Here is a 24,322-nt window from a genome sequence, read left to right as displayed (position 1 = left end):
CTGGTTAGCAACCTTAGCCACCTGACCGTCGCCAGCATCACCAACGAGCGTGATGTTCTTGCCCATCAGTTCGAAGAATGGCTTGACCTTTGCAAAGTCTTCTTCAGAGCCGCCTGCCATAATAGAAAGAGTTGCGTTCACTGCGCCAACTTCACCGCCGGAAACAGGACCATCAACATAACCGCAGCCCAGATCACGGATCTTGGCAGCAAACTCTTTGGTTGCCAGTGGGGAGATGGAGGACATGTCGACAACGATTTTGCCAGCAGACAGACCTTCAGCAACGCCGCCTTCAGCAAACAGAACAGCTTCTACATGCGGGGTGTCTGGCACCATGATGAAGATGATGTCAGCTTTGTCAGCAACTTCACGACCGCTTTCACAAGCGACGCCGCCCTTTTCAACCAGATCAGCTGGAATGGAAGGGATGGAGTGCATGAACACTTCGTTGCCAGCAGCAAGAAGGTGGCCAGCCATAGGCTTGCCCATAATACCAAGACCGATGAAACCCAGTTTCGCCATAGGTTTAAGTCCTTTTGAATCTATTGGAACGTAGGGATTAGAAAGGAAGGCAGCGGAATGACCGCTGCCCTGTCTGTTCTTGGGGAGTTCTGGTTAGCGCACCATGCAAGGGCGCTTGTTGTCGAACTTCCAATCTTTGATGAAGTACTGCATTGCGATGGCGTCATCGCGCGCACCCAGACCCTTGGTGTTGTAGAGTTCGTGAGCCTTCATCACTTCATCCATGTCGATCTCGACACCCAGACCCGGACGTTCAGGAACATCAACGAAGCCGTTGACGATCTTGAATGGTTCTTTGGTCAGACGCTGACCGTCCTGCCAGATCCAGTGAGTATCGATTGCGGTGATCTTGCCCGGAGCTGCTGCCGCAACGTGGGTGAACATCGCCAAGGAGATATCGAAGTGGTTGTTGGAGTGAGAACCCCATGTCAGGCCCCACTCAGCACACATCTGCGCAACGCGAACAGAACCAGCCATAGTCCAGAAATGCGGATCAGCCAGTGGAATAGAAACGGACTGAAGCTGAACAGCATGGCCCATTTCACGCCAGTCGGTTGCAATCATGTTGGTTGCAGTTGGCAAACCAGTCGCGCGGCGGAACTCAGCCATGATTTCGCGACCAGAGTAACCGTTCTCAGCGCCACATGGGTCTTCCGCATAAGCAAGGATGTGATGCTTGTTGGAACACAGACGGATTGCTTCTTCCAAAGACCAAGCGCCGTTCGGGTCAAGCGTAATTCGTGCTTCAGGGAAGCGTTCTTTCAAAGCGGTAACCGCTTCAATTTCAGCGTCACCTGCGAATGCACCGCCCTTGAGTTTGAAGTCACGGAAGCCGTAACGCTCAAAAGCAGCTTCAGCCAGCCGAACCACAGCCTCTGGAGTAACAGCTTCTTCGTTGCGAAGACGGAACCAATCGTCAGAGCTATCAGCTTCGCTGCGGTAGCCAAGATCAGTCTTATTGCGGTCAGCTACGTAGAACAGGTAACCGAGCATCTCTACAGACTTACGCTGCTGGCCTTCACCAAGGAGAGCTGCAACAGGAAGACCAAGGAACTGACCTAGAAGGTCGAGCATGGCAGCTTCAACCGCGGTGACTACGTGAATAGTAGTGCGCAGATCGAAAGTCTGAAGACCACGACCACCAGAATCACGGTCAGCAAATCCGCGGCGGATGGAATTCAATACTGCCTGGTAGTTACCGATGGACTGACCCATGATCAGTTCGCGGGAGTCTTCCAGAGTCTGGCGAATTTTCTCGCCGCCCGGTACTTCGCCCACGCCGGTGTTACCAAGGGTGTCCTTGAGGATGATGATGTTTCGGGTGAAATACGGACCATGAGCACCGGACAGGTTCAGCAACATACTGTCCTGACCAGCTACAGGAATAACCTGCATGCTCGAAATAACTGGGGCACCATTGCCTGCGGTATGATGGGCTACCAACGCTTCCTCCACAAAGTATAGCTTTTGTTCCTGCAATAACTGCCCCGTCTCCCACGGAGAGCCGTCCTGACAGCTCGCTGTTTCAGTCAATGCAGTTAACGCTATCATTAATTGCTGTTATCGCTACCATTCTTATAGATATCGTTTTCATCATATGTCCAGCCCATACGTATTCGCTCGCAGTGAAATTTCACAGAATCGATATTTCATAGTAAAATAGGTATGTTTACGCAGCATATTGATGCTTAATCATAATGATTGAGGCGGAAATATGTTCTAATACGCAGTATGCAAGAGCCCTCTTGACCAGCGACATATCACTAAATAACAATGATAGCGTTATCTATTCGATGCGATCCATAAGAGGAAAATGGAATCGTTATCATTACAGTTTAGACAGTTCGACTTTTGGGAAGGGAGATAACCATGAAAAGTCTAAAGGCAGGCCTTTACATCGCACTTGGCACAGCATTCGCGCTAAGCGCTTCTACCGCAATGGCCTCCGATGCGCCTATTAGCGGCAATCTGCGCATTGTGATCGGCTCTAACTCCACCGGCGGTGACACATATCAAAACGCTGCAATTATTGCGGCTCACCTTGGTGAAAAACTCGACATGAACGTACGCGTTGACGCTGTTGGCGCGGTAGCAGGTTTCCGTGCGCTTAAGCAGCAGGGCAAAACCGGCGCGACTATCATGTTCAACCATGACCAGTCCTACCTCGGCAACCTTTACGGCGTAAAAGGCTACGACGACATTTTTGCTGAGTACAAGATCGGCCCGACCATCTCTATCAACCCGGGCAACGCTTACCTCGTACCAAAAGACTCCCCTTACAAGACTGTCGATGACATCATCGAAGCAGCTGGTAAAGGCGAGCGCGTACGCGTTTCCGTTGAACGCGGTTCCGCATCCAACATCGGCTTCTCTGCACTCGAAAACGCTGTGAAGATGAAGTATCCGGGCGCTGAAAAGAACCTCGCTCTCATCAACACCGGTTCCCAGTCTGACAAAAACCAGGCTCTGTTTGACGGTCAGGCAGACGTGATCCATGGTTCCATTCAGGGCAACGAGCAGTTCACCCGTCTTCCAGCTGACGACCAGAAAGCAATGCGCTTTATCTGGATCACTGCAAAGGGTGAAACCATTGAGCAGATGCCTGAAGAAGGTCTTGGTGAAACCACTCGCGATATGATGCTGCAGTGGACTGATCCGGTAACTTCTGTTCCGCAGAGCGCTGACGGCGATCTCTTCAACTTCGATAAAATGTTCTACTTCATGTACAACAAGGACATCGATCCGAAGATCGTTGCATACTTCGATGAAGCTATGACCGAGATCTTTGAAGAAGGCAAAATCCAGAGCGACTTCAAACGCTCCTTCTTCATTCCTTCCTTCCGCGCAAGCCCAGAAGCTGAGAAGTTCCTCGTCAACAAGAAAGACGACTACGCTGAAATCCTGAGCGCGATCCAGAAGTAAGACTGAACACGTTCGGTTTCGCCATTTTTATTCACCATAGGCTCCTGTGGTTAGAAGTTGCGCGAATTGCCTGAACGCCAAGGGGCCGGAATCATAACCATGCTATCCGGCCCTTTTTTAATTCTCGTTCCTTTGTGACAGACGCCCAAGCCTGCACGATGGCCTGCGGAAACCCAGGTACAATAATGGAAAACCAAAGCTCCTCTCCGTTTTCAATAGTCATTGACTTTGATACTTCTCACCTCTTCTTCCCCACGCTCATTCTCTGGCTGCTTGGCTTGCTGGGTTTGGCGATCCTTATACAGAAGGGCCCTGCGTTCTACCGCGCCGTTGCAAGCGGTGAAAAGAAACTGCGCTTTTTTGAACCTGATGCAGACAAGGTTCGCCTGTTCGGCACCCTTGGCCTGATGGTCGTCTATTTTATCGGCATGGATTACGTTGGCCGCCTCTTCCCTAACATGGGTTATGGCTTCTGGCTCGTCTCCATTCCGTTTCTGTTTGGTCTGTCCTGCCTTTACGCGCACGAACTAGACAAACGCAAACTTCTCTACATCACCCTGAACGCTCTCGTTGCACCGACCTTTGCATGGTTCGTGCTGTCCGAGCTGTTCAACGTGACACTTCCATAACGAGCAAAGGAACGTTGTAATGGAATTCCTCGCTCTCGTTGATATTTCCTACCTACTGCTCATCTTCTTTGGTGTAGCACTGGGTATTGTGTTTGGCGCAATTCCGGGCATGACAGCGACCATGGCGCTGGCAGTCTGTCTTCCGCTGACCTATTCATTTGACCTCAACCACTCCCTCGCCTTCCTTCTGGCTCTCTATGTGGGTGGTATTTCCGGCGGTCTCGTTCCTGCTATTTTGCTGAACATTCCAGGTACACCATCTTCGATCTGCACCACCTTTGACGGCTATCCGATGGCCCGTAACGGCGAAGGTGAACGCGCGCTTAAGATCGGCGTTGTTTCCTCGCTCTTTGGCGGCTTGTTCTCGCTGGCGATCCTCTACCTCTTCGCACCGCTTCTGTCTGACATCGCGATCAAGTTCTCCTACATCGAGAAATTCCTGATCATCTTCTTTGCGCTGACAGTTATTGCATCTTTGTGCCAGAGCATGTTGGTCGGCATCTTCTCCGGCGTTCTGGGTATCTTGCTGTCACTCGTTGGCGTGTACGACACCGTTAAGGGCGGTAACGGCGACATCCGCCTGATTACGCCCGCTCTGGAAGACATGCTTTACAGCGGCTTCTCTCTTCTGCCTGTACTGATCGGTTTGTTTGGCGTTGGCGCTATTCTTGCTGATGCAGAACAAGGCGTGAAAGAGGAAACCGAAGGCGCGAAACTAGACCTGCTTTCCGGCAGAAAGTTTGATCTCAGCGCATTCCGTGGCTCGGCTGTAAACCTTGTTCGCTCTTCCTTCATTGGCACCTTCGTGGGTATGCTCCCAGGTGTTGGCGGCTCCGCTGCATCTGTTCTGGCATATACGCAGGAAAAGAACTTCTCCCGCGACAGCTCCATGATGGGTAAAGGCGCTCCGCAGGGTGTTATCGCCTCTGAATCTGCAAACAATGGCCTGACCGGCGGTGCACTTATTCCGCTGCTTTCCCTTGGTATTCCAGGTGACTCCACCACAGCGATCCTGATCGGTGCATTTACCTTGCAGGGCGTTCAGGTTGGTCCGCTGTTCATTGGCGAGAACGTTGAAACATGGAACATGATGGTTCTGTCCATGTTTATCGCGAACATCGTGATGTTCGTAGTCATGTTCTTTGCGATCAAGTACATCGCCAAGGTCGTCACCGTACCAAAATACCTGCTGTACCCAATCATCATCATGATGTGCGTATCCGGCGCTTACGCGATCAACTACGGTATCATGTTCGATGTTTGGTCCCTGCTGCTGTTCGGTCTGTTTGGCTACATCGGCGGCAAGCTTGGCTTGGAAATCACACCGTTCATCATCGGCTTCATTCTTGGTAGCTCGGCAGAAATCTACTTCGTGAAGAGTCTTGAGTCCTTCGGCACCATGACGATCTTCTTCACAAAGAGCCCTATTGCCCTCTTCCTGTGGCTTCTGATCGGTATGTCCGTAGCGTTCTCCATCTACTCGAACAAACGCTCGAAATCCAAAACCGCATAATTTCCCCCGGGGCGGGAGGAGTATTCTTCCCGCCTCTCCCTTGGTACCTGATGAAGGCTCTGGAGAGAGCAATGACCTGCCCATCCAAGACAACCATCAAAGTTCACCAAAACGATAATACAGCCATCGTCATCATCGAGGGTGGTTTGAAAGAAGGTCAGCCTGCAAACGAGCTGACAACCGCGCAAGAAACTATCCCCTTCGGACACAAGGTTGCCTTGACCGACATTCCCAAGGGCGGTGCGATTATTCGATACAACGAAGTCCTCGGTTATGCTTGCGAGCCCATCGCCAAAGGGCGCTGGATCAATGAGCATATGATCGAGCTTCCTGTCGCTCCCGAGTTGAGCGACCTACCCCTTGCAACTCGCAAATTCGATGAACCAGAGCCGCTTGAAGGCTATACCTTCGAGGGATACAGAAATGCTGATGGCAGCGTCGGCACAAAGAACCTGCTGGCAATATCATCGTCCGTTCAGTGTGTTGCTGGTCTCACAAACATCCTTGCTGAAAAAATCCGGAAAGAGCTACTCCCCCTGTTCCCGAACGTCGATGGTGTAGTGGCTCTTAATCACGCTTATGGCTGTGGTGTTGCGATCAACGCTCCTGCGGCTGTCGTTCCAATTCGCGCACTCCAGAACCTAACGCTCAACCCGAATTTCGGCGGCGAAGTAATGATCATCGGCTTGGGCTGCGAGAAGCTTGATCCGAACAGGCTTGTTCCATGCGAGGAAGCCGGCGCCTGCGACGCTTCTGTGATCTCGATGCAGGAAGAACGCTTCACCGGCTTTGCCCAGATGCTAGACGCTATGATGGAGACGGCTAAGCGTCATCTTGAAAAGCTCAATGCACGCCAGCGCACCACGTGCCCAGTGGCTGATCTCGTCGTCGGCCTCCAGTGTGGCGGCTCCGATGCTTTTTCCGGCATAACCGCTAACCCCGCCCTTGGCTTTGCAGCAGACCTAATAGTACGCGCAGGCGGCGCGGCTATGTTCTCGGAAGTGACCGAGGTGCGCGACGCCATTCACCTGCTTACACCACGTGCCGCTGACAAAGAGGTCGGCAAAGCATTGCTGCGTGAAATGGAATGGTACGACGACTATCTTGCCAACGGCCGCACTGACCGTGCTGCAAACCCTTCACCCGGTAATAAGAAGGGTGGTCTTGCGAACGTAGTCGAAAAGTCACTCGGTTCCATTGCTAAATCCGGCACTTCTCCGATTATCGACGTGCTGTCTCACGGCGAACGCATTCGCAAAAAAGGTATGACCTTTGCGGCGACACCTGCCAGCGACTTTGTTTGCGGAACCATGCAGCTCTGCGCCGGCATGAACATTCAGGTTTTCACAACTGGCCGTGGTACGCCGTATAATTTGGAAGCCGCGCCGGTGATCAAAGTTTCAACCAATACAGCTCTAGCCAAGCGCTGGTTTGATCTTATCGATTACGATGCAGGCCGCATCGCCACCGATACGCTCAGTATCGAAGACGCTGGCTGGGAGCTGTTTCACCTCATTCTGGATGTTGCGAGTGGACGCAAGCAAACCTGCGCAGACAAGTTGGGTCTGCGCAATGATCTTGCCGTCTTCAACCCTGCACCCATCACCTAAACCACACACCCATACTTCCGCGCAGGTTTGCTTGCGTGGTCCAAAATCACAAACAACGAGGGGCCACCCTCACCTCACTTTCAGGAGATCTTCATGAGCTATAAGCCGAACACCTTCAAGCAGGCTCTCAAAGACCGTAGTTCCAAGCAGTTGGGTATCTGGACTTCTCTGTCCAACTCCCTGACCGCTGAAATTTCCGCTGGCGCTGGCTTTGACTGGCTGGTTGTTGATGCAGAGCACAGCCCTAACGACGTTCTCAATGTGCTGCCTCAGCTTCAGGCTATCGCTGCATACGACGTAGAAGCTGTTGTTCGCGTGCCGACCCTCGATATCACTTTCATCAAACGCTATCTGGACATTGGCGCGCGCACCCTGCTCATCCCGTTTGTTCAGAACGAACAGGAAGCGAAAGACGCAGTTGCTTTCACCCGCTATCCAGGTGCCGGCGTTCGCGGCGTTTCCGTTGGCCACCGCGCAAACCGTTTCGGCCGCGTGAAAGACTATCTGCATAACGCTTCTGACGATATCTGCGTCATCATTCAGGCTGAAACACGCGAAGCAATTGAAGAGCTGCCGAAGATGGTTGCCGTTGACGGTATCGACGCGATCTTCATTGGTCCTTCCGATCTTGCTGCAAGTTTCGGTCACCTTGGAAACCCACTTCATCCAGAAGTGCAAGAAGCAATTGCAACAGCTGTAAAGATCTGTAAAGAAGCAGGAAAAGCTATCGGTACTCTTGCCCCTGTAGAAGCTGATGCCCGTCGCTATTTCGACATGGGCTTTGATTTCATAGCTGTGGGAAGTGACCTTGGTTTGCTCGCGCGCTCAACAGAGGCATTGCGGGCCAAGTTTGAAGATGTAAAGTAAAGTCTACATTTCAAAGTTGCCTAACGGTAGCTCATTCAATTGACCAGCCGTACGGATAATCCGACGGCTGGTTGTTAAAACTAATGGTTCGGACAGTGGCTAAAGCGTCTCTAAAAAAAGAAAATAACAAGCCAAAGACCGCCCGACGCAGCCGTAGACGCCGCGAAGGGGTCACTCTGCAAGATGTCGCCAATCTTGCTGGCGTTTCCATGATTACGGTTTCGCGCGCCATTAATACGCCTGATCGGGTGAAGCCGGACACGCTGGAAATCGTTAAGGCTGCAATCAAGAAAAGTGGCTATGTTCCGAACGTTCTTGCGGGGGGACTTGCTTCCAGCCGCACGCGCATGTTCGCGGCGATCGTTCCGACCATATCCAATATGACCTTCTCCAAAACTATGCATAGCTTTAGCAAATCCGTGCGAACTGCTGGCTATCAAGTTTTGTTTACAGAATCCGGCTTTGAAATCGAGAACGAGGAAGAGCTCGTCTACGCCATTCTGGCACGACGCCCAGATGGTCTGATGCTTACAGGCGTCAACCACTCCAAAGAAGTGCGCAACATGATCCTCTCCTCCGGTATTCCAACCGTTGAGACAGGCGATCTAACGCAAACGCCTCTGGACTATGTTGTTGGCTGCTCTCAGTATCGGCTGGGTGAAGCTGTCGGCCAACTCTTCCTCAAACGCGGGTTTACAAAAGTCGGTCTCGTAACGGCGGACAACTCCCGCGCCAAGGAACGTGCTAAGGGCCTGCTGGATACGCTTGCCCATCACGACAACATCCAGATTACCGAGCACACAGTTGGCTCGCCAACCACGCTTCGCTGTGGCCGTGACGGCTTGGGAAGCCTGATTGAGAAAGGCTTCACCGAAGGCGCTATATTCTGCACCTCCGATACGGTTGCGCACGGCGTGCTTGTTGAAGCTCATGCTAGAGGCATCATTATCCCTGATCAGATGTCAGTTATCGGCATGGGCGATGAAGAGTGGACGCCAGATACGCATCCATCGCTTTCTACTGTCCGCATTGACCGAGATTTGATTGGCGAGAAGGCAGCTGAAATTCTCCTTAAACGTGTAGAAGGAGAAGATGCTGGCGACCATGTTGTCGATCTTGGTTTCGAGATCGTCCTTCGCGGTAGCTTGGTTTAACCGCCATCTCAAGCATCAAACTTTGAATTTATCAGGCCAGTCGATGTTTCCTATTGGCTGGCTTTTTTGTGCGCTTACATCATCACGCGTCAAACAAGCCCTCCTTTCGCGCGCTGCCCCAAAGTGCAGATTTTCTCATCATCATTCCCCACAGGGCGAAATAAATAAGAATTTCTGAAATCAAAAACTCAACAGAGTGAAGAGTTACGAAAAGAAACGGACACCTCGACTTCAAGATATTTTTTTATCTTGAAGAGCGTAAGTAGCTGAGCACTTCAAAACTTGGAATAATTCCATTTTTCGGAAAAGACAGAGAATTTGCTTAGTAAACTGTTAAAGCAAAATTCCGGCGATCACGCGCATAGGTGCTGATACTGATTACAACCATAGGTATCACTATTAGGTTTTGTCGATAGGGAGATTCACGGTGTAGCGAAACAAGCTCTGCACCTTTTGGAGACAATCAAAGACAAAACCAAAGGAAAGTCCATGCTCCGATCACTCGTACTAGCCAGCTGTGTAATCACAGTTACCGGCGCATCCGCTCTTGAGCTAAAACCAGCAGACCAAGCATTCCTAGACCAAATTGCGCCCTTTGGCGTTTCTCAAGCCCATTGGGATGCTGCGGAATTCGCCGCACTGACATTTCCGAATGCTTACAAGTTCACGCGGCACTATGAAATTGATCGCGGAACAGCGGTATCCCCTCAAAAATGGATTGATGATCGTGGCGCATTAGACCTGACAAAACTCACCGGCCATGACGCTGACGGTCCTCTCCCTCTCGATGTTCTGCTGAGAGACCGCGTAAAAAACCACTCAATGGTCGTTCTAAAGGGTGATCGCCTGATCCATGAACATTATTTCAATGGCATGTCTCCGGCATCTACCCACCTAGACATGTCAGTTACGAAGTCCTTCACAGCTACGCTCGCTGGTATCGCGGCTGCAGATGGCAAGCTGGATATGACAAAACCAGTCGAGTTCTATCTACCTGCCTTTAAAGGCTCAGCATTCGAGGGCGTTAGCGTTCAAGATGTAGCAGATATGAATTCCGGCCTAGACATCCCGACACCACCGTTCCTGTCTTGGGATCCAAAGTTCACACTCTCACAGGAGTGGAATGGCCCGAATGATGGCGGATTGAACGGTATTGATGAGTACCTCGTCACGATCAAAAAGCACAAGTACGAGCCGGGAACTCACTACCAGTATCAAGATCCAAATACTGAGGTGCTGGGTTTGGTCGTAGAAGCGGCAACCAAACAGGGGCTGGCTGAGTACTTACAAGAGAAAATCTGGACCAAGATCGGCGCAGAGCAGAACGCGTACTGGATGGCTGATCCGAAAGGCTACACCGTTGCCTCTGGCGGGCTCAACATGGCAACCAGAGACCTTGCACGGGTAGGTAAAGTGTTCCTCAACTCCGGAAAAAACCACTTGGGCGAAGAAGTTGTCCCGCAAGCCTTTATCGATGCGATTTGGGCAGGTAACGAGCGGGTCAAAGCTGCTTGGTCGGTTGGCAAGGAAGCCGCGCTGGCTCCAGATGGTTGGTACAAAGACCAGATCCGCATTCTGACCCTTGATGGCCACAAGGTCATGGTGTTCGTCGGCATTCACGGTCAGGTCTGTGTAATGGATCCTGAAACTGACGTTGTAATCGCAATGAACGGCGGCTATCCGCAGACGGAAACTGCGCGAATGAATACGATGATCTTCCTAGAAACCGTTCCTACTATCCTCAAAGCAGCCGCTAAGCTGTAACCACAGCCCGCTACTAAAAAAGAGGCCTGCTCGGTTTCGAGCAGGCCCTGATTTGTTAAGCGTCCAGTTTCTCTTTAGCCGCTTTCAAGGCAGCAAGATCAATCTTGCGCGATGGCTTGGTCAGCAACTCCGGCTGTAGAAGCAACTCAAGTTCCTGCTCATCCAAGAAGCCATGCTCCAGAATGACTTCTCGGATGCTCCGGTTTTCACGCAGAGCTGTCTTGATGACCACACTTGCGTTCTCATAGCCAATATAAGGGTTCAGGGCTGTGCCAAGACTTGCGGAGGATTCCACAACGCGGGCCAAGTGCTCACGGTTGACGGTAATGCCTTCAACGCAGTTCTTCGCCAGAGTTCTGAAACCGGAAGACAGGTGCATGATACTCTTGAAAAGAGAATGCACGATAATTGGCTCGAATGCGTTCAACTGAAGCTGTCCGCCCTCTGCCGCCATCGTGATGGTGACGTCGTTGCCAATCACCTCAAATGCAATCTGGTTCACGACCTCCGGGATAACCGGATTGACCTTGCCCGGCATGATGCTTGAACCGGCAGCGCGCGGAGGCAGGTTAATTTCGCCAAGGCCAGCCTGCGGACCACTGGAGAGCAAGCGCAGGTCATTACAAACCTTGGAGATCTTGACCGCAATGCGTTTCAACACGCCGGAAAGCTGAACGAACGAACCCAGATCCTGCGTTGCTTCTACAAGGTTGCCCGCTGGTACAAACGGAAAGCCGGAAAGATCAGCAAGATGTTCGCAAGCGCGCTTGGAATATTCAGGGTCACTGTTGATGCCGGTACCAATCGCGGTCGCGCCGAGGTTGATTTCCAGCAGAAGCTTTAGTGCTTCTTCCAGTCTTAGAATATCTTCGCCAAGCATCACCTCATAACAGCGGAACTCCTGACCAACGGTCATCGGAACTGCGTCTTGAAGCTGGGTTCTGCCGATCTTCATAACGTCGGAGAACTCATCTGCCTTCTTTGCAAAAGCGTCCTGCAGCATAGCCATATCGGCAAGCAGGTTCTGCGCAGCAAGGATCACACCAAGCTTGATCGCAGTCGGGTATACGTCGTTGGTGCTCTGGGAGCGGTTTACGTCATCAACCGGATTGAGCTTGGTGTACTCGCCCTTGGTGAATCCCATACCCTCAAGGGCTACGTTGGCAATCACTTCATTGGCATTCATGTTGGTGGACGTACCGGCGCCGCCCTGAATAACATCAATCACGAATTGGTCGATGAACTCGCCGCCAATGATGCGCTCACACGCGGCGATTATGGCTGTCGCTTTACCTGCTTCCAGAATATCAAGATCGCGGTTCGCTTTCGCGGCGCTTTTCTTGACCATAGCAAGGGCGCGAATAAACTCTGGGTATTGAGAGATAAGCACGCCGGAGATTGGAAAATTCTCGACAGCGCGCGCTGTGTGTACACCCCAATAGGCGTTATCCGGGATGTCTTTGGTGCCCAAAAGATCTTTTTCGGTTCTCATTATTGTCTCTATTGAACAAGAAGCCAGAGATACGCTGTCAGCCGCGTCATAGTCGATGGCGTGGGGTGTTTGCCCTGTTATCGTCATTGAAAGTGCCGGAGTGAGCAGCTTTCATTTCCATAGCACCAAATAACTGTAAGGAGTATGGCAACACGCAAGCGCGACCACTTCGTGAACATGGATTTTTTGGCGCAGGTGCCCAAAAGCAACTGCCAATCATTGCTCAAAACACCAACCCGCTAGCAGGTTGTATCAAACCTTGTGTTTTTCTGGATCGAAATAGTAGGACGTCAGCAAGCTCACAACCGATGTGCCCGCAAGGAGGCCGATCTCGGTCCACTGGGCTTGGCCTATCATCTCACCAATAAAGGCACCCAAGATTCCCAGCATCAAGAGAAACCCGATACCCAGCAGCAGCGGGTTGGCTTCAATCTCTGCCTTATGACGCCACGCCACAACGAACACGGCGAGATAGCAAGCAAGGAAGGTTGCGCTGGCAACTGTTGCGATTGAACTCAAATCCAGAAAGGCGATAGCGAGGAGTATAAAGAGCACAAGTAGATATAGCCCCCGTGTTCCCCCACCAAAACTGGTCTGGCGGAATATGGCTGGCAGACACTCGGCTTTACCCATCTCGAGGGAAACATTCAGGCTGGCAAACAAAGTGGCGTTAATGGCGGAAGCGGTCGCGAAAAGCGCAGTGATGGACATCAGCGGGTAGCCGATTTTGCCGAGCACAGGTTCGGCAGCGCGAGCAACCGTTGTCGTTGGGTGGAGGACCAAATCTACGGGTGTCACGTTGCCCAGCACCACAAACGCCAACACAACGTACAGCGCCATGACAAAACAGATCGCCACGAAAAACGCGATCGGCATATCCCTTTTAGGATTGCGGACGTCACCGGCAGCGGTCGCCATCATCCCGTATCCAGCGTAGGCAAAAAACGCCAAACCAATACTGGAGAAGAAACTTGCAGGTTCCCAAATCAGATGATGGTCGAGCATTTCCGGGTTGATGGTGGTCATACCCGCAACGATGAAGATGCCCAGAATAAAGATCTTGAGGGCAACCAAAACAACCTCAACCTTACCAACGAGTGCAGCGCCAACCAGATTGATGGCCAACATGGCAAGCAAAACGCCCGTGGCATAAAGGTTCTGCCACATTGAATAGACGGATTTATGGAAGAGGCCGGAGGCATAGGCACCGAACGCCTTGGCGATCAAAGCCAACGTCAGCACCAACGTAAACAGATATAGTATGGAAAGCGCTCTTTCGAAGAGCGGCCAGCCAAACCCAAGGCGCAGGTAATCAGTAATACCGCCGCTGCTTGGATATTTCGCGCTCAAACACGCGTAGGAGTAGCCAGAGAACAAGGCGGCAATGCCAGCGACAACAAAAACAAGCCATGTTTCAGAGCGCACATTCAGCGCGACCTGCCCAAGAAGAGCAAACACGCCAACGCCCACCATGGAACCAACCCCGAGCGAGGCAACCCCGATTACACTAAGGTGTCCTGTACCCGAGCTTTTATGTTTGCTGCCGGGGGGCATTTTCCCTTTCTTCATGGTCTGGCATACCTTCGGGTTCGATTTCAACAAACACTAGTGTTTGAAGAAGGCTCGATTTTGCCCATAAAAAGGTAGTCCACCGAAGTTAAGGTAGCGTAGCGTAAAAACTATTGAATTTTAGAGGTTTGCGAGAAATGCCGATCCATGGAGACAACTCCGGCCAATCGGCCTGCGGCGCAGCTTGGTAAATAAAAAAACGCCCCGTCGGGAAGGCGGGGCGTCTTTTCGCTACCGACTGTTAGATGCGTTCCACGATCACGGAAACGCCCTGCCCGCCGCCGACACACAAGGTTGCCAGACCAAGCGTCTTATCTCTTGCTTCAAGGGCATGAAGCAGAGAAACAAGAATTCTGGCACCTGATGCGCCAATCGGATGGCCCAGTGCGATAGCGCCACCATTGACGTTAACTTTGTCCATATCCAAAGACAGCTCGCGACATACGGCAAGAGCCTGCGCAGCGAATGCTTCGTTGGCTTCAACCAGATCAAGGTCAGCTGCGGTCAGACCAGCTTTTGCCAAAGCCTGCTGGGTAGACGGAACCGGACCCATACCCATGTAAGCAGGATCAACACCGGCGGTTGCTGTTGCACGAATGCGGGCAAGCGGTGTTACACCCATCTGGCGGGCATAGTCTTCGCTCATCACCACAAGGGCAGCTGCACCGTCGTTGATGCCAGAAGCGTTGCCAGCTGTAACTGAACCATCCTTCTTGAAGGCCGGACGGAGCTTGGCAAGAGAAGCTTCGTCAGCATCAAAGCGCGGGTACTCGTCCTGCGCAAACACAGTCTCACCCTTGCGGGTTTTGATGGTTACAGGAACGATTTCCTTGGCAAACGCGCCAGCCTGAATAGCGGCCACGGCCTTCTGCTGGGAAGCAAGAGCCAATGCGTCTTGATCCTCACGGGTGATACCATAACGCTCTGCGATGTTTTCAGCGGTGATACCCATGTGGTAGCCGTTGAACGCACAGGTCAGACCATCATAGACCATGATGTCTTTTAGCTCGCCATTGCCCATGCGATAGCCGAAGCGTGCTTTTTCAAGGATCATCGGCGCAGCAGACATGGTTTCCATGCCGCCTGCAAGAACAGCGCGCGCATCACCTGCAGCAATCATCTGGCCCGCCATGATGACGGACTTCAGACCAGAGCCACAAACGATATTGATGGTGGTTGCTGGTACGCTTTCAGGAATACCCGCACCCATAGCAGCCTGACGCGCAGGGTTCTGGCCAAGACCAGCAGAAAGAACGTTACCGAGGATCACGTCCTCGATTACACCAGCTTCAATACCAGCGCGCTCGATGGCAGCTTTTGCAACGATTGAACCAAGTTCTGGCGCACGAACGGAAGAAAGGGAGCCACCAAAGCTACCAAGAGCGGTACGGGCAGCGCTTGCAATTACGATAGAGGTCATTGTGCAGCTTCCTTCAGCTCGGCACTGTCAAATTCCATGGTTTTGAGATCAAAGGCGACTTGGAAGTCAGCTTCTGTGCGTTCTTGAACAGTTGCCAGATCAACGCCTGGCGCCAGTTCCTTGAGCACCATTGCGCCGTTCACAAATTCGAACAGCGCAAGCTCGGTCACCAGAACAGACACACAGTTCACAGCGGTGAGCGGAAGTGTGCATTCCTTTAGAACCTTGGAAGATCCGTCCTTGGCGCAGTGCTCCATAGCAACCACAACCTTTTTGGAACCAACCACGAGGTCCATCGCGCCGCCCATGCCCGGCACCATTTTGCCCGGCACCATCCAGTTGGCGAGGTTACCGTTTTGGCAAACCTGCAGACCACCCAGAACACAGGCATCAACGTGACCGCCACGGATAAGCGCAAACGAGAACGCGCTATCGAACATGGCTGCACCGGTGACAACACCGCATGGCTGACCACCAGCGTTTACAAGGTCAACGTCCTGCTCGGTGATTGGGCCAATACCCAAAAAGCCGTTTTCGGATTGAAGGGTAATGTCCACGCCCTCTGGCAGGAAGTTGGCCACCATAGTTGGCAGGCCTATACCGAGGTTTACAACATCGCCGTCATTAAGCAGACGGGCAACGCGGCGGGCAATAAGCTCTTTTGGAGACATCACGCAGCTCCTTTGATCAGGCCGTCAACGAGTGCAGCCGGTGTCATAACATCGTCAGGGGCAAGAGCGCCCACTTCAACGATCTCGCCTGCTTCTGCCAGAACGATATCTGCAGCCAGTGCGATAATCGGGTTGAAGTTGCGCGAAGACAGGCGGTAACGCAGGTTACCGGCAGTATCGGCAACTGCAGCATTAACCAGAGCAACGTCAGCACGCAGAGGCAGTTCCAAAAGGTACTCGCGGCCATCAATTTCAATGACCTGCTTGCCTTCTGCCACCACAGTGCCAACACCGGTTGGGGTAAGGAAACCGCCAAGGCCAGCACCACCACAGCGAATACGCTCAACGAGCGTACCCTGTGGGACCAGTTCAACCTCTGTCAGGCCTTCAATCATGCGCTGACCGGTAGAGCGATTGGTGCCGATGTGAGAAGCGATAACCTTTTTCACCTGACCGTTTGTGACAAGCGGGCCGATGCCGGTATCAGCAAAAGCGGTATCGTTACCGATAATCGTCAGGTCCTTAGCGCCGCTTTCCTCAAGCGCCTTTACGAGGGTCGGCGGTGTGCCGGTCCCCATAAAGCCACCAAACATGATCGTCATGCCATCGCGGAAAAAGCGACCGACATCACTCACTTCCATGAGCTTGTTTTTCATCGTTCAATCTCCAAGAGGAACGTTAAGGGCGGGCACGAAGGTTCCGAAGGACCTCGCGGGCAACCAGTTTGACAGGAGCTTCAGTTTCGGAAAGCAGAGCCAAGCGGTCAAAACGGTTAGGGTCACGAGCAAGGGCGTCACGCAGCGCATCGCCAAATGCTTTGCGCAGCTCAGTACCAACGTTGAATTTGCAAATGTTGGTTTCCATTGCCAGCTTGCGGCGAACATCAGGCGCGATACCAGAACCACCATGCAGAACCAGAGGAATGGAAGTTCCTTTTTCAATCTCGCGAATACGCTCGAAGTCGATCACTGCTGCTTTTTCAGTCTGCAGGTGAACGTTACCAACGGAGATCGCTACGGCGTCAACGCCGGATTCGGTTGCATAGCGAACCACATCTTCAACACTGGAAGACTCAGAGGCTTCACCACCTGCATAACCAACAACGCCAACTTCACCTTCTACGGTGATGCCGTGTTTGCGGGCTGCTTCTACAATGCGAGCTGAAATTTCGATATTTTCAGAAACCGGCTTGTGGGAGCCGTCAAACATGACCGAAGTAAAACCGCAGTCCATTGCTTGAAAACATTCATCAGCATTGTAGCCGTGATCGAGGTGAACAACGACCGGAACGCTTGCGTTTTCGCCAAGAGTGCGGAGCATTTTTGCGACAATTGGAAGAGGAGTGTGGCGACGGCAACCCGGGCCAGCCTGCAGAACGATTGGGAGGTTTTCTTCTTCTGCAGCTTCCACATATGCGCGGGCATCTTCCCAACCCAGACAAACAACGCCTGCTACTGCGTAGTGTTCATCAAAAGCCGGCTTCAACACCTTGTCTAGGGAAACGAGTGGCACAGTAGATACTTTCTTCTGCGAATGTCAGGCCCACAAAGGGGTTGGAGAAGACACACCTCTCCCGTTCCCTCAAATGAGGGCCCCTTTGCAAAACTGCATTACTTATTGATGATTAAGCAGGAATTCCGTTTCTGGACTCGATAAACGCATCCAGTTCTTCGTTGGTTGGCATAGCGGAGGAACATGCTACGCGGGTAACCACAATTGCTGCTGCTGCCGAACCGCGCATAACGGAAGTGCGCAGATCCAGACCTTTTGCCAGAGAAGACAGGAAGCCACCCATGAACGCATCACCCGCGCCAGTTGGCTTAAGCGCCTGTACTTTAAAGACGCCCATTTCCTGCTCTTCTTCAGCAGTAAAGGTAACAGAGCCTTCAGGACCCATTTTGTAAACAACGATAGATGCGGAAGTCTGAGCCAGTTCCTTAGCGAGCGCCTTGCCAGCGTTGATATCGCCTGCCATCACGCCGAATTCTACATCGTTACCCACGATGATATCGCAGAGCGCTGCAATTTCGGTGTAGATGCGAACTGCGGTTTCAGCAGATTCCCAAGAATACGGACGGTAGTCGAGGTCGATAATGATGGGCGTGCCAGCAGCTTTTGCGAGATTTACCGCCTTGAACACTGCAGAACGGTTTGGCTCTACAGCAAGTGCGGTGCCGGTTACGACCAGCGCGGCGTAGTCGCCATAAGGAATGCCTTCAACATCAGCTTCACAGAGTTCGAAGTCTGCTGCGCCGTTGCGGTACAGGACCGCCTGACAGTTTTCGAGGCGAGTTTCGACAACAGCCAGAGAAGTACGGGCTTCACCGCCGGTGGTACGAACGTAGTCGTGACCGATGCCATACTTCTCCATCTGTGCAACAACATAGCGGCCAACTGCATCGTCAGACACTACGGAAATCATGGATGCCTTTACGCCGTAGCGGGTCAGCGCTACTGCAATATTTGCAGAAGAACCACCAAGAGCGGCATAAAAGTTGGCCGCTTCGGTGATTTCTGTTCCTGGAGGATCAGCATACAGGTCCATACCTGCTCGTCCGAGCACCAAGAAATTATTGTTTTTTAGTTTTGAAAGGCATTCCATCGGACTTCCTCCACTCGCCATTCCTGTATGGGTCGCGAATTACCTTGTTGTGCCCCGCTCTATCAGCGAGACCTCAACCGTCTTCGCAATTCTTTGCTTTGGGTTATCAATAAGATCGGCAACCGCTTGAGTTACCAATTCGAGAACGGAATCAATGTTTTGACCGACGGTAGTTAGGTTGTAGCTAGGCCAGCTGGTTTCATCGATGTTGTCGTATCCAATGATACAGACATCATCCGGAACCTTGAGTTTGAACTCGTAACGAACGGCATCAAGGAACCCCATTGCCATTCTGTCATTCGAGCAGAAAATTCCGTCCGGAGCCTCCGGAGAGGCCATCATACGCAGCGCAGCTTCATACCCACCATGGTAACTATGGTCACCACTATCGTCCGCCCAAAGCGTTGCTCCGCATTCTTCCAGTCCCTGAAGAAAGCCCTTCACGCGTGCCTCATTTGCACCCGTTGTGGCCATCCCCGAGACAAGTCCAATTCGCTTGACGCCCGAATTCAGCAGCTTATATGCCGCAGACTTTGCGCCTGCAGCATGGTCACTGGTGACATAGTTCGCCAGCGTACCAACCTGATAGCCTTGATTAAGAATAATCAGCGGCTTTTCAGCTCGGTTACAAATTGTCGTGACACGTACCTCTGGAGTGTAACCACTGACGATGATGACAGCAGGCTTATATTCCAGCACCTTAGGTACGAGTTCGGCAAGGCTTTCACGCGTTGAAGACTGGAACAACAACGCCAGATAGCCCTGCTCTTGAAGGTCTGCCAGCAGCTTGCTGATCATGAGCGCACGAACTGAACTTTCCAGATGGCGCACGATCACCGCAACGACACGGCCGCTTTCCTTCGCAAACAGTCGACCGACCGGGTTTGGCCGGTAATTCATCTTCTCCGCGATATCCAAAACGGTTTCGCGGGTTTCCTGTGACAGTTTTGAATCTGGATCAAAGGCACGCGAAACGGTGGCCTGGGAAACACCCGCGGCCTTGGCGACATCGCCAGCGGTCACTCGCTTTCTCACACGTTCATTCATAGAACCACCACACCTTTAGATCCCGATGCAAAACTTGCATCCATACTCAATTCGCTACACTTCAGGTCCGTTTTCCCTAAAAACCCAAGGATGATGGAGCCGCTGGCGGTAAAGCCGGCACAAGTGGAACTGCTCGATTTATGCATTATTTTCACATCTCCTTCTAAAAATGTACCGAATGCGCGGATTCTCAATTCGGTATAATGCATATTTTGCATAATATTCATTCTTGAAAGCAATTTATCATTGTTGATAGAGAGGCGCCATACCATTGTATACGCGCCTTTTTTCACATCGAGCAAACCTCGAATAAACACACCATATCATATTGTTTTTATTTGATTATTTAACTCAAAGAATTGAACTGAGTAAGCAGGCATCTAACCCCAGAAACACAGTTCCCCTAAAGCCTGATGGATTTTTTGTGCGAAAAGCTATGCACGGGCTATTCATGCAAAATATGCATTCTACCTAATTGTTTGTGGCGATATTTTGGAAAATTATCTCATCACTGCATAATTTGCAGAAAACAGTTACCAGACGCAAAGCCTGCTTGTTTGAAGAAGAACGATCTGGATTGCAAATGAGGTGAAGCTGAACTAGCTCCCTCTTCGGCAGTTTAGGCCTAAAAGACAGGCTAGCGTGGCATGGAGGAAGAAATGAACTGGGAGCTCAAAAAAACTGGCTGCGCTCTTGCGTTGGCAATGACAACTGCAATGTTTGCAATGCCGGCAACTGCGGTTGAACGCGCAACCCTTCGCTTGGCGCATAACCTTGACCCAAGCCATACCCTTGCACAGACCTTCGACAAGTTTGCTGACGACGTTAAGGAACTGTCCGGCGGCAAAATGAAGATCCGCATCTACCCAAGCGGCCAGATGGGTGAAACTCGCGAAGTGCTGGAAATGATGCAGCAGGGCGCGATGGACATGACCAAAGGCTTTGCTGGTGAGTTGGAATCTTTCGAACCTTCTTACTTCGTATTCAACGTTCCTTACCTGTTCAACAACGACCAGCACCTTAAGGACGTAATTTACGGTGATGTTGGCGCAGATCTGGACAAGCTCACTGCAGGCAAAGGTTTCTTCAACCTTGCATCTTATGCAGGCGGCACCCGCAGCATCTACACCAACAAGCCTATCCGTACTCCGGAAGACATGGCCGGTCTGAAGATCCGCGTTATGCCTACTCCAACCACCAACGCCATGATCGAACTCATGGGTGGCGCACCTGCTCCTATTCCTTGGGGTGAAACCTACACCGCTATTCAGCAGGGCGTAATCGACGGCGCTGAAAACAACGAACCGTCTTACATCTCTTCCCGTCACTTCGAAGTAAGCAAATACTTCTCCGAGGACCAGCACACCGTTGTGGTTGACTACCTCGTATTTGCTACCAAGACTTGGGAAGGCCTGTCTGAAGAACAGCGCGCTATCCTGATCCAGGCTGCTGAAAACTCTGAAAAATTCCAGCAGGAACTCTGGGACAAGCAGGTTGTTGAAGCTCGCGCAATGGCTAAAGAAGCCGGCACCGAGTTCGTAGAAGTAGACAAAGCTGCATTCCGCGCTGCTGTTCAGCCTCTCATCGATGACCTGATGAAAGACGAAAACAAGCGCCAGTGGATCGAACGCATCCAGGCAGCTGGTAAATAATCAAAAAATAAGCCGGTAGCTCGAGGTTTTTCCCGAGCTACCCCTCCCCTTTCATCAAACTGCACAATGGATAATCGGAATGCTTACCGGTAAGTATAGACGTGCACTTGATAAAACAATTGGCACCATCTGCACTGTTTTGATGGTTCTGCTTGTTGTCTGTGTCACCTGGCAGGTTTTCAGCCGCTACATCCTCAACCAACCAAGCACGTTTACCGATGAGCTTGCTCGCTTCAGCATGATCTGGACTGCGTTGCTAGGTACCGCATACTGCGTTGGTACCCAACAGCACCTCGCAATCGACCTGCTGACAAGCTCTCTTAAAGGTCGCAAGAAGTTCTTCAACGAAATCTACATCAACGCGACCATTTTGGGTTTTGCTGCTTTTGTAATGGTTTTTGGTGGCCTGAAGCTGCTCATCACCGTGCATGAATCCAACCAGCTTTCCCCTGCTATGCAGATCCCGATGTCCTTCATCTACATCGTTCTGCCTCTCAGCGGCGCTATTACCTGCCTGTATTCCACGGTCCATTTGATCCAAGCGATCAAGAACTTCGCCAATCCCGAACTGGCTGAAGCCGCAAGCAAGGAGTCTTAATAATGGATTGGCTAGTACCTGCCGTTCTCTTCGGCTCCTTCTTCTTTCTTGTTTTCACCGGTATTCCGATTGCCTTCTCCCTAGGCATCTCCGCAGTAATTGCGGGCGGCTTTATTCTCCCTGTTGATGTCATCATGGCTATCGTCAGCCAGAAGATGGTGTCCGGTCTTGACCGCTTTGCATTGCTCGCAATTCCGTTCTTTATTCTTGCTGGCGTTCTCATGAACAACGGTGGCATTGCGCACCGCCTCATTAACCTTTCTCAGGTTCTTGTTGGCCGCATGCCAGGTTCCCTTGGTCACGTCAACGTTATGGCGAACATGTTGTTCGGCTCCATCTCCGGCTCTTCCTCTGCAGCAGCTGCTGCTGTAGGTGGCACCATGGGCCCTTTGCAGAAACAGGCTGGCTTCCCGCCAGAATACTCTGCAGCAATCAACGTGACGTCTTGCATCACCGGCCTGCTGATCCCGCCGTCCAACGTTCTCATCATCTATGCAGTAACTGCTGGTGGTGTATCCGTTGCGACCTTGTTCATGGCTGGTTACGTACCTGGTATCCTGATGGGCCTTTCCATCATGGTTATGGGTGCAATCATCTCCAAGAAACGCGGCTATCCGGTTTCTGAACGCCCAACTCTGGAACACGTTATTAAAGTTGTTCTTGATGCGATCCCAAGCTTGCTTCTCATCTTCATCGTGATGGGTGGTATTTTGGGCGGCGTATTCACCGCAACCGAAGCTTCTGCTATCGCTGTGGTCTATGCATTCGTTCTGTCGGTTTTCGTCTACGGCGAAATCAAAATGCACGACATGCCACGCATCATTCTGGATTCTGTTGTAACAACCGCAATCGTTCTGGTTCTTGTTGCAGTTTCCATCGGTATGTCTTGGGTTATGACCCGCGCAGACATCCCTTACCTGATCACTGACTCCCTGCTGGCGATGTCTGAAAGCCCGCTAGTTCTCCTGCTGGTCATCAACGTTATCCTGCTCATCGTGGGCGTGTTCATGGACATGACCCCTGCACTGTTGATCTTCACCCCGATCTTCTTGCCCGTGGCAACCGAAATCGGCATGGATCCAGTACACTTCGGTATCATGATGGTTGTGAACCTTTGTATCGGCCTTTGCACTCCACCAGTTGGTACTGCACTGTTCGTAGGCTGCTCTGTCTCCGGCGTTAAGGTTCAAGATCTCATCGGCCCAATGATGCCATTCTTCCTGTCCTTGCTGGTCTGCTTGGCACTGGTTACTGCTCTCCCACAGCTCAGCCTGTTCCTGCCATCTCTCTTCGGCCTGCACTAAGACACACCACGATAGACCTTGCCCCTTCTCAAGCTTCCGGGGCAAGGTCACCCCAAATCCTCAAATTCTATAAGTCTCTAAATAACTAGAGGTCGCCCGATGCATATCGCTCCGTTTGACAACAAGAACCAGCCAATCGTAGACGTGGACCATAGCCTTGTTCCGCTGAACTACTTCAACATCGTTAAGCTGAAAAAAGACGAAGTCTTCCACTATCAGGTACCGGGTTACGAAACCTGTATCGTTCCTGCGACCGGCACCATCAACGTAGACGTTGAAGGCGTTGCTTACGAAAGCCTCGGCAACCGTATCAAAGACGTTTGGGGCGGCGAGCCTGAAGGCGTGTACGTACCAGTTGGCGCAAAAGTGACCTTCGTTGCAGTCTCTGACGAAGTAGAAGTGTTCATCGCTGGCGCGAAATACGACAAGGTACTGGTACCATTCGACGTACGCGCTGATCAGCTTGACGTTGTGCAGTACGGCTCTGACGACACCAAAACCCACCGCAAGATCAAGCACATCCTTGGTCAGAAGTACCACGACAAAGTTGGCCGCCTGCTGGTGAGCGAGCTGTTCACCGTTGGTGCTGGCGGCTGGTCCGGTTTCCCTTCCCACAAGCACGACACTGACCGTCTGCCTATTGAGACCCGTCACGACGAAACCTACAACTTCCGCTTCCGCCCGGGCCATGGCTCTGGCGTTCTGATGCTGCAGCGTGAAGATGGTGTTTCTGGCGACGCGTATCACATCGTAGAAGGCTCCACCATTCTCGTAGACAAAGGCTACCACCCTTGCTGCGTACTGCCTGGCTACGAAATGTACTACTTCACCATTCTTTCCGGCATGAGCCAGCGCCCACTGGTTCAGTACTTCCAGCCTAGCCACGAATATCAGGTTCAGACCATTCCTGGCATCAAAGACATGGTTGCTAAGTTTAAATAAGAGCTGCGGGTACCATTTGGTATCACTCCTCGAACCACCGAAGC

General features: G+C 51.8%; 22 protein-coding genes. 11 read left to right on the top strand and 11 right to left on the bottom strand.

Going from position 1 to position 24,322, the window contains the following annotated elements; genetic code table 11:
• A partial coding sequence (locus E1162_RS12390; protein WP_257098944.1) for an NAD(P)-dependent oxidoreductase occupies positions 1 to 522 on the bottom strand: 522 nt, incomplete at its 3' end.
• A 93-nt stretch (positions 523 to 615) separates the two neighbouring features.
• Complete coding sequence (gene gudD / locus E1162_RS12385) at positions 616 to 2,073, bottom strand: glucarate dehydratase (protein ID WP_155131311.1); 1,458 nt, start codon at positions 2,071 to 2,073, stop codon at positions 616 to 618.
• Between the two features lie 318 nt (positions 2,074 to 2,391).
• Between gudD and E1162_RS12380 the strand changes: the two genes are divergently transcribed.
• The 7 genes from E1162_RS12380 (at position 2,392) to E1162_RS12350 (ending at position 10,981) form a co-directional block, all read left to right on the top strand.
• Positions 2,392 to 3,444 carry a type 2 periplasmic-binding domain-containing protein gene (locus E1162_RS12380; RefSeq protein WP_155131308.1) on the top strand — a complete coding sequence of 351 codons (1,053 nt, stop codon included), beginning with the start codon at positions 2,392 to 2,394 and terminating at the stop codon, positions 3,442 to 3,444.
• A 185-nt stretch (positions 3,445 to 3,629) separates the two neighbouring features.
• A complete protein-coding gene (locus tag E1162_RS12375; RefSeq protein ID WP_155131305.1) occupies positions 3,630 to 4,073 on the top strand; it encodes a tripartite tricarboxylate transporter TctB family protein in 444 nt (147 codons plus the stop codon).
• 19 nt (positions 4,074 to 4,092) lie between these two features.
• Positions 4,093 to 5,586: a tripartite tricarboxylate transporter permease gene (locus E1162_RS12370; RefSeq protein ID WP_155131302.1), complete on the top strand. Its 1,494-nt coding sequence runs from the start codon at positions 4,093 to 4,095 to the stop codon at positions 5,584 to 5,586.
• Positions 5,587 to 5,657: 71 nt separating this feature from the next.
• Entirely contained in the window at positions 5,658 to 7,196 is a 1,539-nt protein-coding gene (garD, locus tag E1162_RS12365; protein WP_257098943.1) for a galactarate dehydratase, read from the top strand.
• Positions 7,197 to 7,289: 93 nt separating this feature from the next.
• Positions 7,290 to 8,063 (top strand): HpcH/HpaI aldolase family protein, encoded by a 774-nt coding sequence (locus E1162_RS12360; RefSeq protein ID WP_155131296.1) that lies wholly within the window; start codon positions 7,290 to 7,292, stop codon positions 8,061 to 8,063.
• Positions 8,064 to 8,146: 83 nt separating this feature from the next.
• Entirely contained in the window at positions 8,147 to 9,217 is a 1,071-nt protein-coding gene (locus E1162_RS12355; RefSeq protein ID WP_155131293.1) for a LacI family DNA-binding transcriptional regulator, read from the top strand.
• Between the two features lie 489 nt (positions 9,218 to 9,706).
• On the top strand, positions 9,707 to 10,981 hold the full coding sequence (locus E1162_RS12350) for a serine hydrolase domain-containing protein (RefSeq protein WP_155131290.1): 1,275 nt from the start codon (positions 9,707 to 9,709) through the stop codon (positions 10,979 to 10,981).
• Positions 10,982 to 11,036: 55 nt separating this feature from the next.
• Here E1162_RS12350 and aspA read toward each other — a convergent pair whose 3' ends face one another.
• The 9 genes from aspA to E1162_RS12305 all read right to left on the bottom strand — a co-directional run bounded on the left by aspA (position 11,037) and on the right by E1162_RS12305 (position 20,099).
• A complete protein-coding gene (gene aspA / locus E1162_RS12345; protein WP_257098942.1) occupies positions 11,037 to 12,473 on the bottom strand; it encodes an aspartate ammonia-lyase in 1,437 nt (478 codons plus the stop codon).
• A 252-nt stretch (positions 12,474 to 12,725) separates the two neighbouring features.
• The gene (locus E1162_RS12340) at positions 12,726 to 14,027 is read right to left on the bottom strand and encodes an APC family permease (protein WP_257098941.1); all 1,302 of its coding nucleotides are present in this window, start codon (positions 14,025 to 14,027) and stop codon (positions 12,726 to 12,728) included.
• Positions 14,028 to 14,283: 256 nt separating this feature from the next.
• Positions 14,284 to 15,462: an acetyl-CoA C-acetyltransferase gene (locus E1162_RS12335; RefSeq protein ID WP_155131281.1), complete on the bottom strand. Its 1,179-nt coding sequence runs from the start codon at positions 15,460 to 15,462 to the stop codon at positions 14,284 to 14,286.
• Positions 15,459 to 16,133 (bottom strand): 3-oxoacid CoA-transferase subunit B, encoded by a 675-nt coding sequence (locus tag E1162_RS12330; protein ID WP_155131278.1) that lies wholly within the window; start codon positions 16,131 to 16,133, stop codon positions 15,459 to 15,461. The genes E1162_RS12335 and E1162_RS12330 overlap by 4 nt, the downstream gene beginning before the upstream one ends.
• The gene (atoD, locus tag E1162_RS12325; protein ID WP_155131273.1) at positions 16,133 to 16,789 is read right to left on the bottom strand and encodes an acetate CoA-transferase subunit alpha; all 657 of its coding nucleotides are present in this window, start codon (positions 16,787 to 16,789) and stop codon (positions 16,133 to 16,135) included. The genes E1162_RS12330 and atoD overlap by 1 nt, the downstream gene beginning before the upstream one ends.
• Positions 16,790 to 16,811: 22 nt before the next feature.
• Complete coding sequence (locus E1162_RS12320) at positions 16,812 to 17,645, bottom strand: class II fructose-bisphosphate aldolase (RefSeq protein ID WP_371311926.1); 834 nt, start codon at positions 17,643 to 17,645, stop codon at positions 16,812 to 16,814.
• 112 nt (positions 17,646 to 17,757) lie between these two features.
• Positions 17,758 to 18,735 carry a 5-dehydro-2-deoxygluconokinase gene (gene iolC / locus E1162_RS12315; RefSeq protein WP_155131270.1) on the bottom strand — a complete coding sequence of 326 codons (978 nt, stop codon included), beginning with the start codon at positions 18,733 to 18,735 and terminating at the stop codon, positions 17,758 to 17,760.
• A 39-nt stretch (positions 18,736 to 18,774) separates the two neighbouring features.
• Positions 18,775 to 19,782: a LacI family DNA-binding transcriptional regulator gene (locus E1162_RS12310; protein WP_155131267.1), complete on the bottom strand. Its 1,008-nt coding sequence runs from the start codon at positions 19,780 to 19,782 to the stop codon at positions 18,775 to 18,777.
• Positions 19,779 to 20,099: a hypothetical protein gene (locus E1162_RS12305; protein WP_155131264.1), complete on the bottom strand. Its 321-nt coding sequence runs from the start codon at positions 20,097 to 20,099 to the stop codon at positions 19,779 to 19,781. The genes E1162_RS12310 and E1162_RS12305 overlap by 4 nt, the downstream gene beginning before the upstream one ends.
• Positions 20,100 to 20,441: 342 nt before the next feature.
• Between E1162_RS12305 and E1162_RS12300 the strand changes: the two genes are divergently transcribed.
• From E1162_RS12300 to E1162_RS12285, 4 genes are all read left to right on the top strand, one after another.
• A complete protein-coding gene (locus tag E1162_RS12300; protein WP_257098940.1) occupies positions 20,442 to 21,434 on the top strand; it encodes a TRAP transporter substrate-binding protein in 993 nt (330 codons plus the stop codon).
• Between the two features lie 79 nt (positions 21,435 to 21,513).
• Positions 21,514 to 22,032 carry a TRAP transporter small permease gene (locus tag E1162_RS12295; RefSeq protein WP_155131260.1) on the top strand — a complete coding sequence of 173 codons (519 nt, stop codon included), beginning with the start codon at positions 21,514 to 21,516 and terminating at the stop codon, positions 22,030 to 22,032.
• A 2-nt stretch (positions 22,033 to 22,034) separates the two neighbouring features.
• The gene (locus E1162_RS12290; protein WP_155131257.1) at positions 22,035 to 23,336 is read left to right on the top strand and encodes a TRAP transporter large permease; all 1,302 of its coding nucleotides are present in this window, start codon (positions 22,035 to 22,037) and stop codon (positions 23,334 to 23,336) included.
• A 99-nt stretch (positions 23,337 to 23,435) separates the two neighbouring features.
• Positions 23,436 to 24,278 (top strand): 5-deoxy-glucuronate isomerase, encoded by an 843-nt coding sequence (locus E1162_RS12285; RefSeq protein ID WP_155131254.1) that lies wholly within the window; start codon positions 23,436 to 23,438, stop codon positions 24,276 to 24,278.
• Positions 24,279 to 24,322 lie beyond the last annotated feature (44 nt).

The sequence above is a fragment of the Pseudovibrio flavus genome (assembly GCF_009711345.1).
Lineage (GTDB): Bacteria > Pseudomonadota > Alphaproteobacteria > Rhizobiales > Stappiaceae > Pseudovibrio > Pseudovibrio flavus.
The sequence above is the reverse complement of the archived record's forward strand: the minus strand, read 5'-3'. Positions and strand labels throughout refer to the sequence as shown.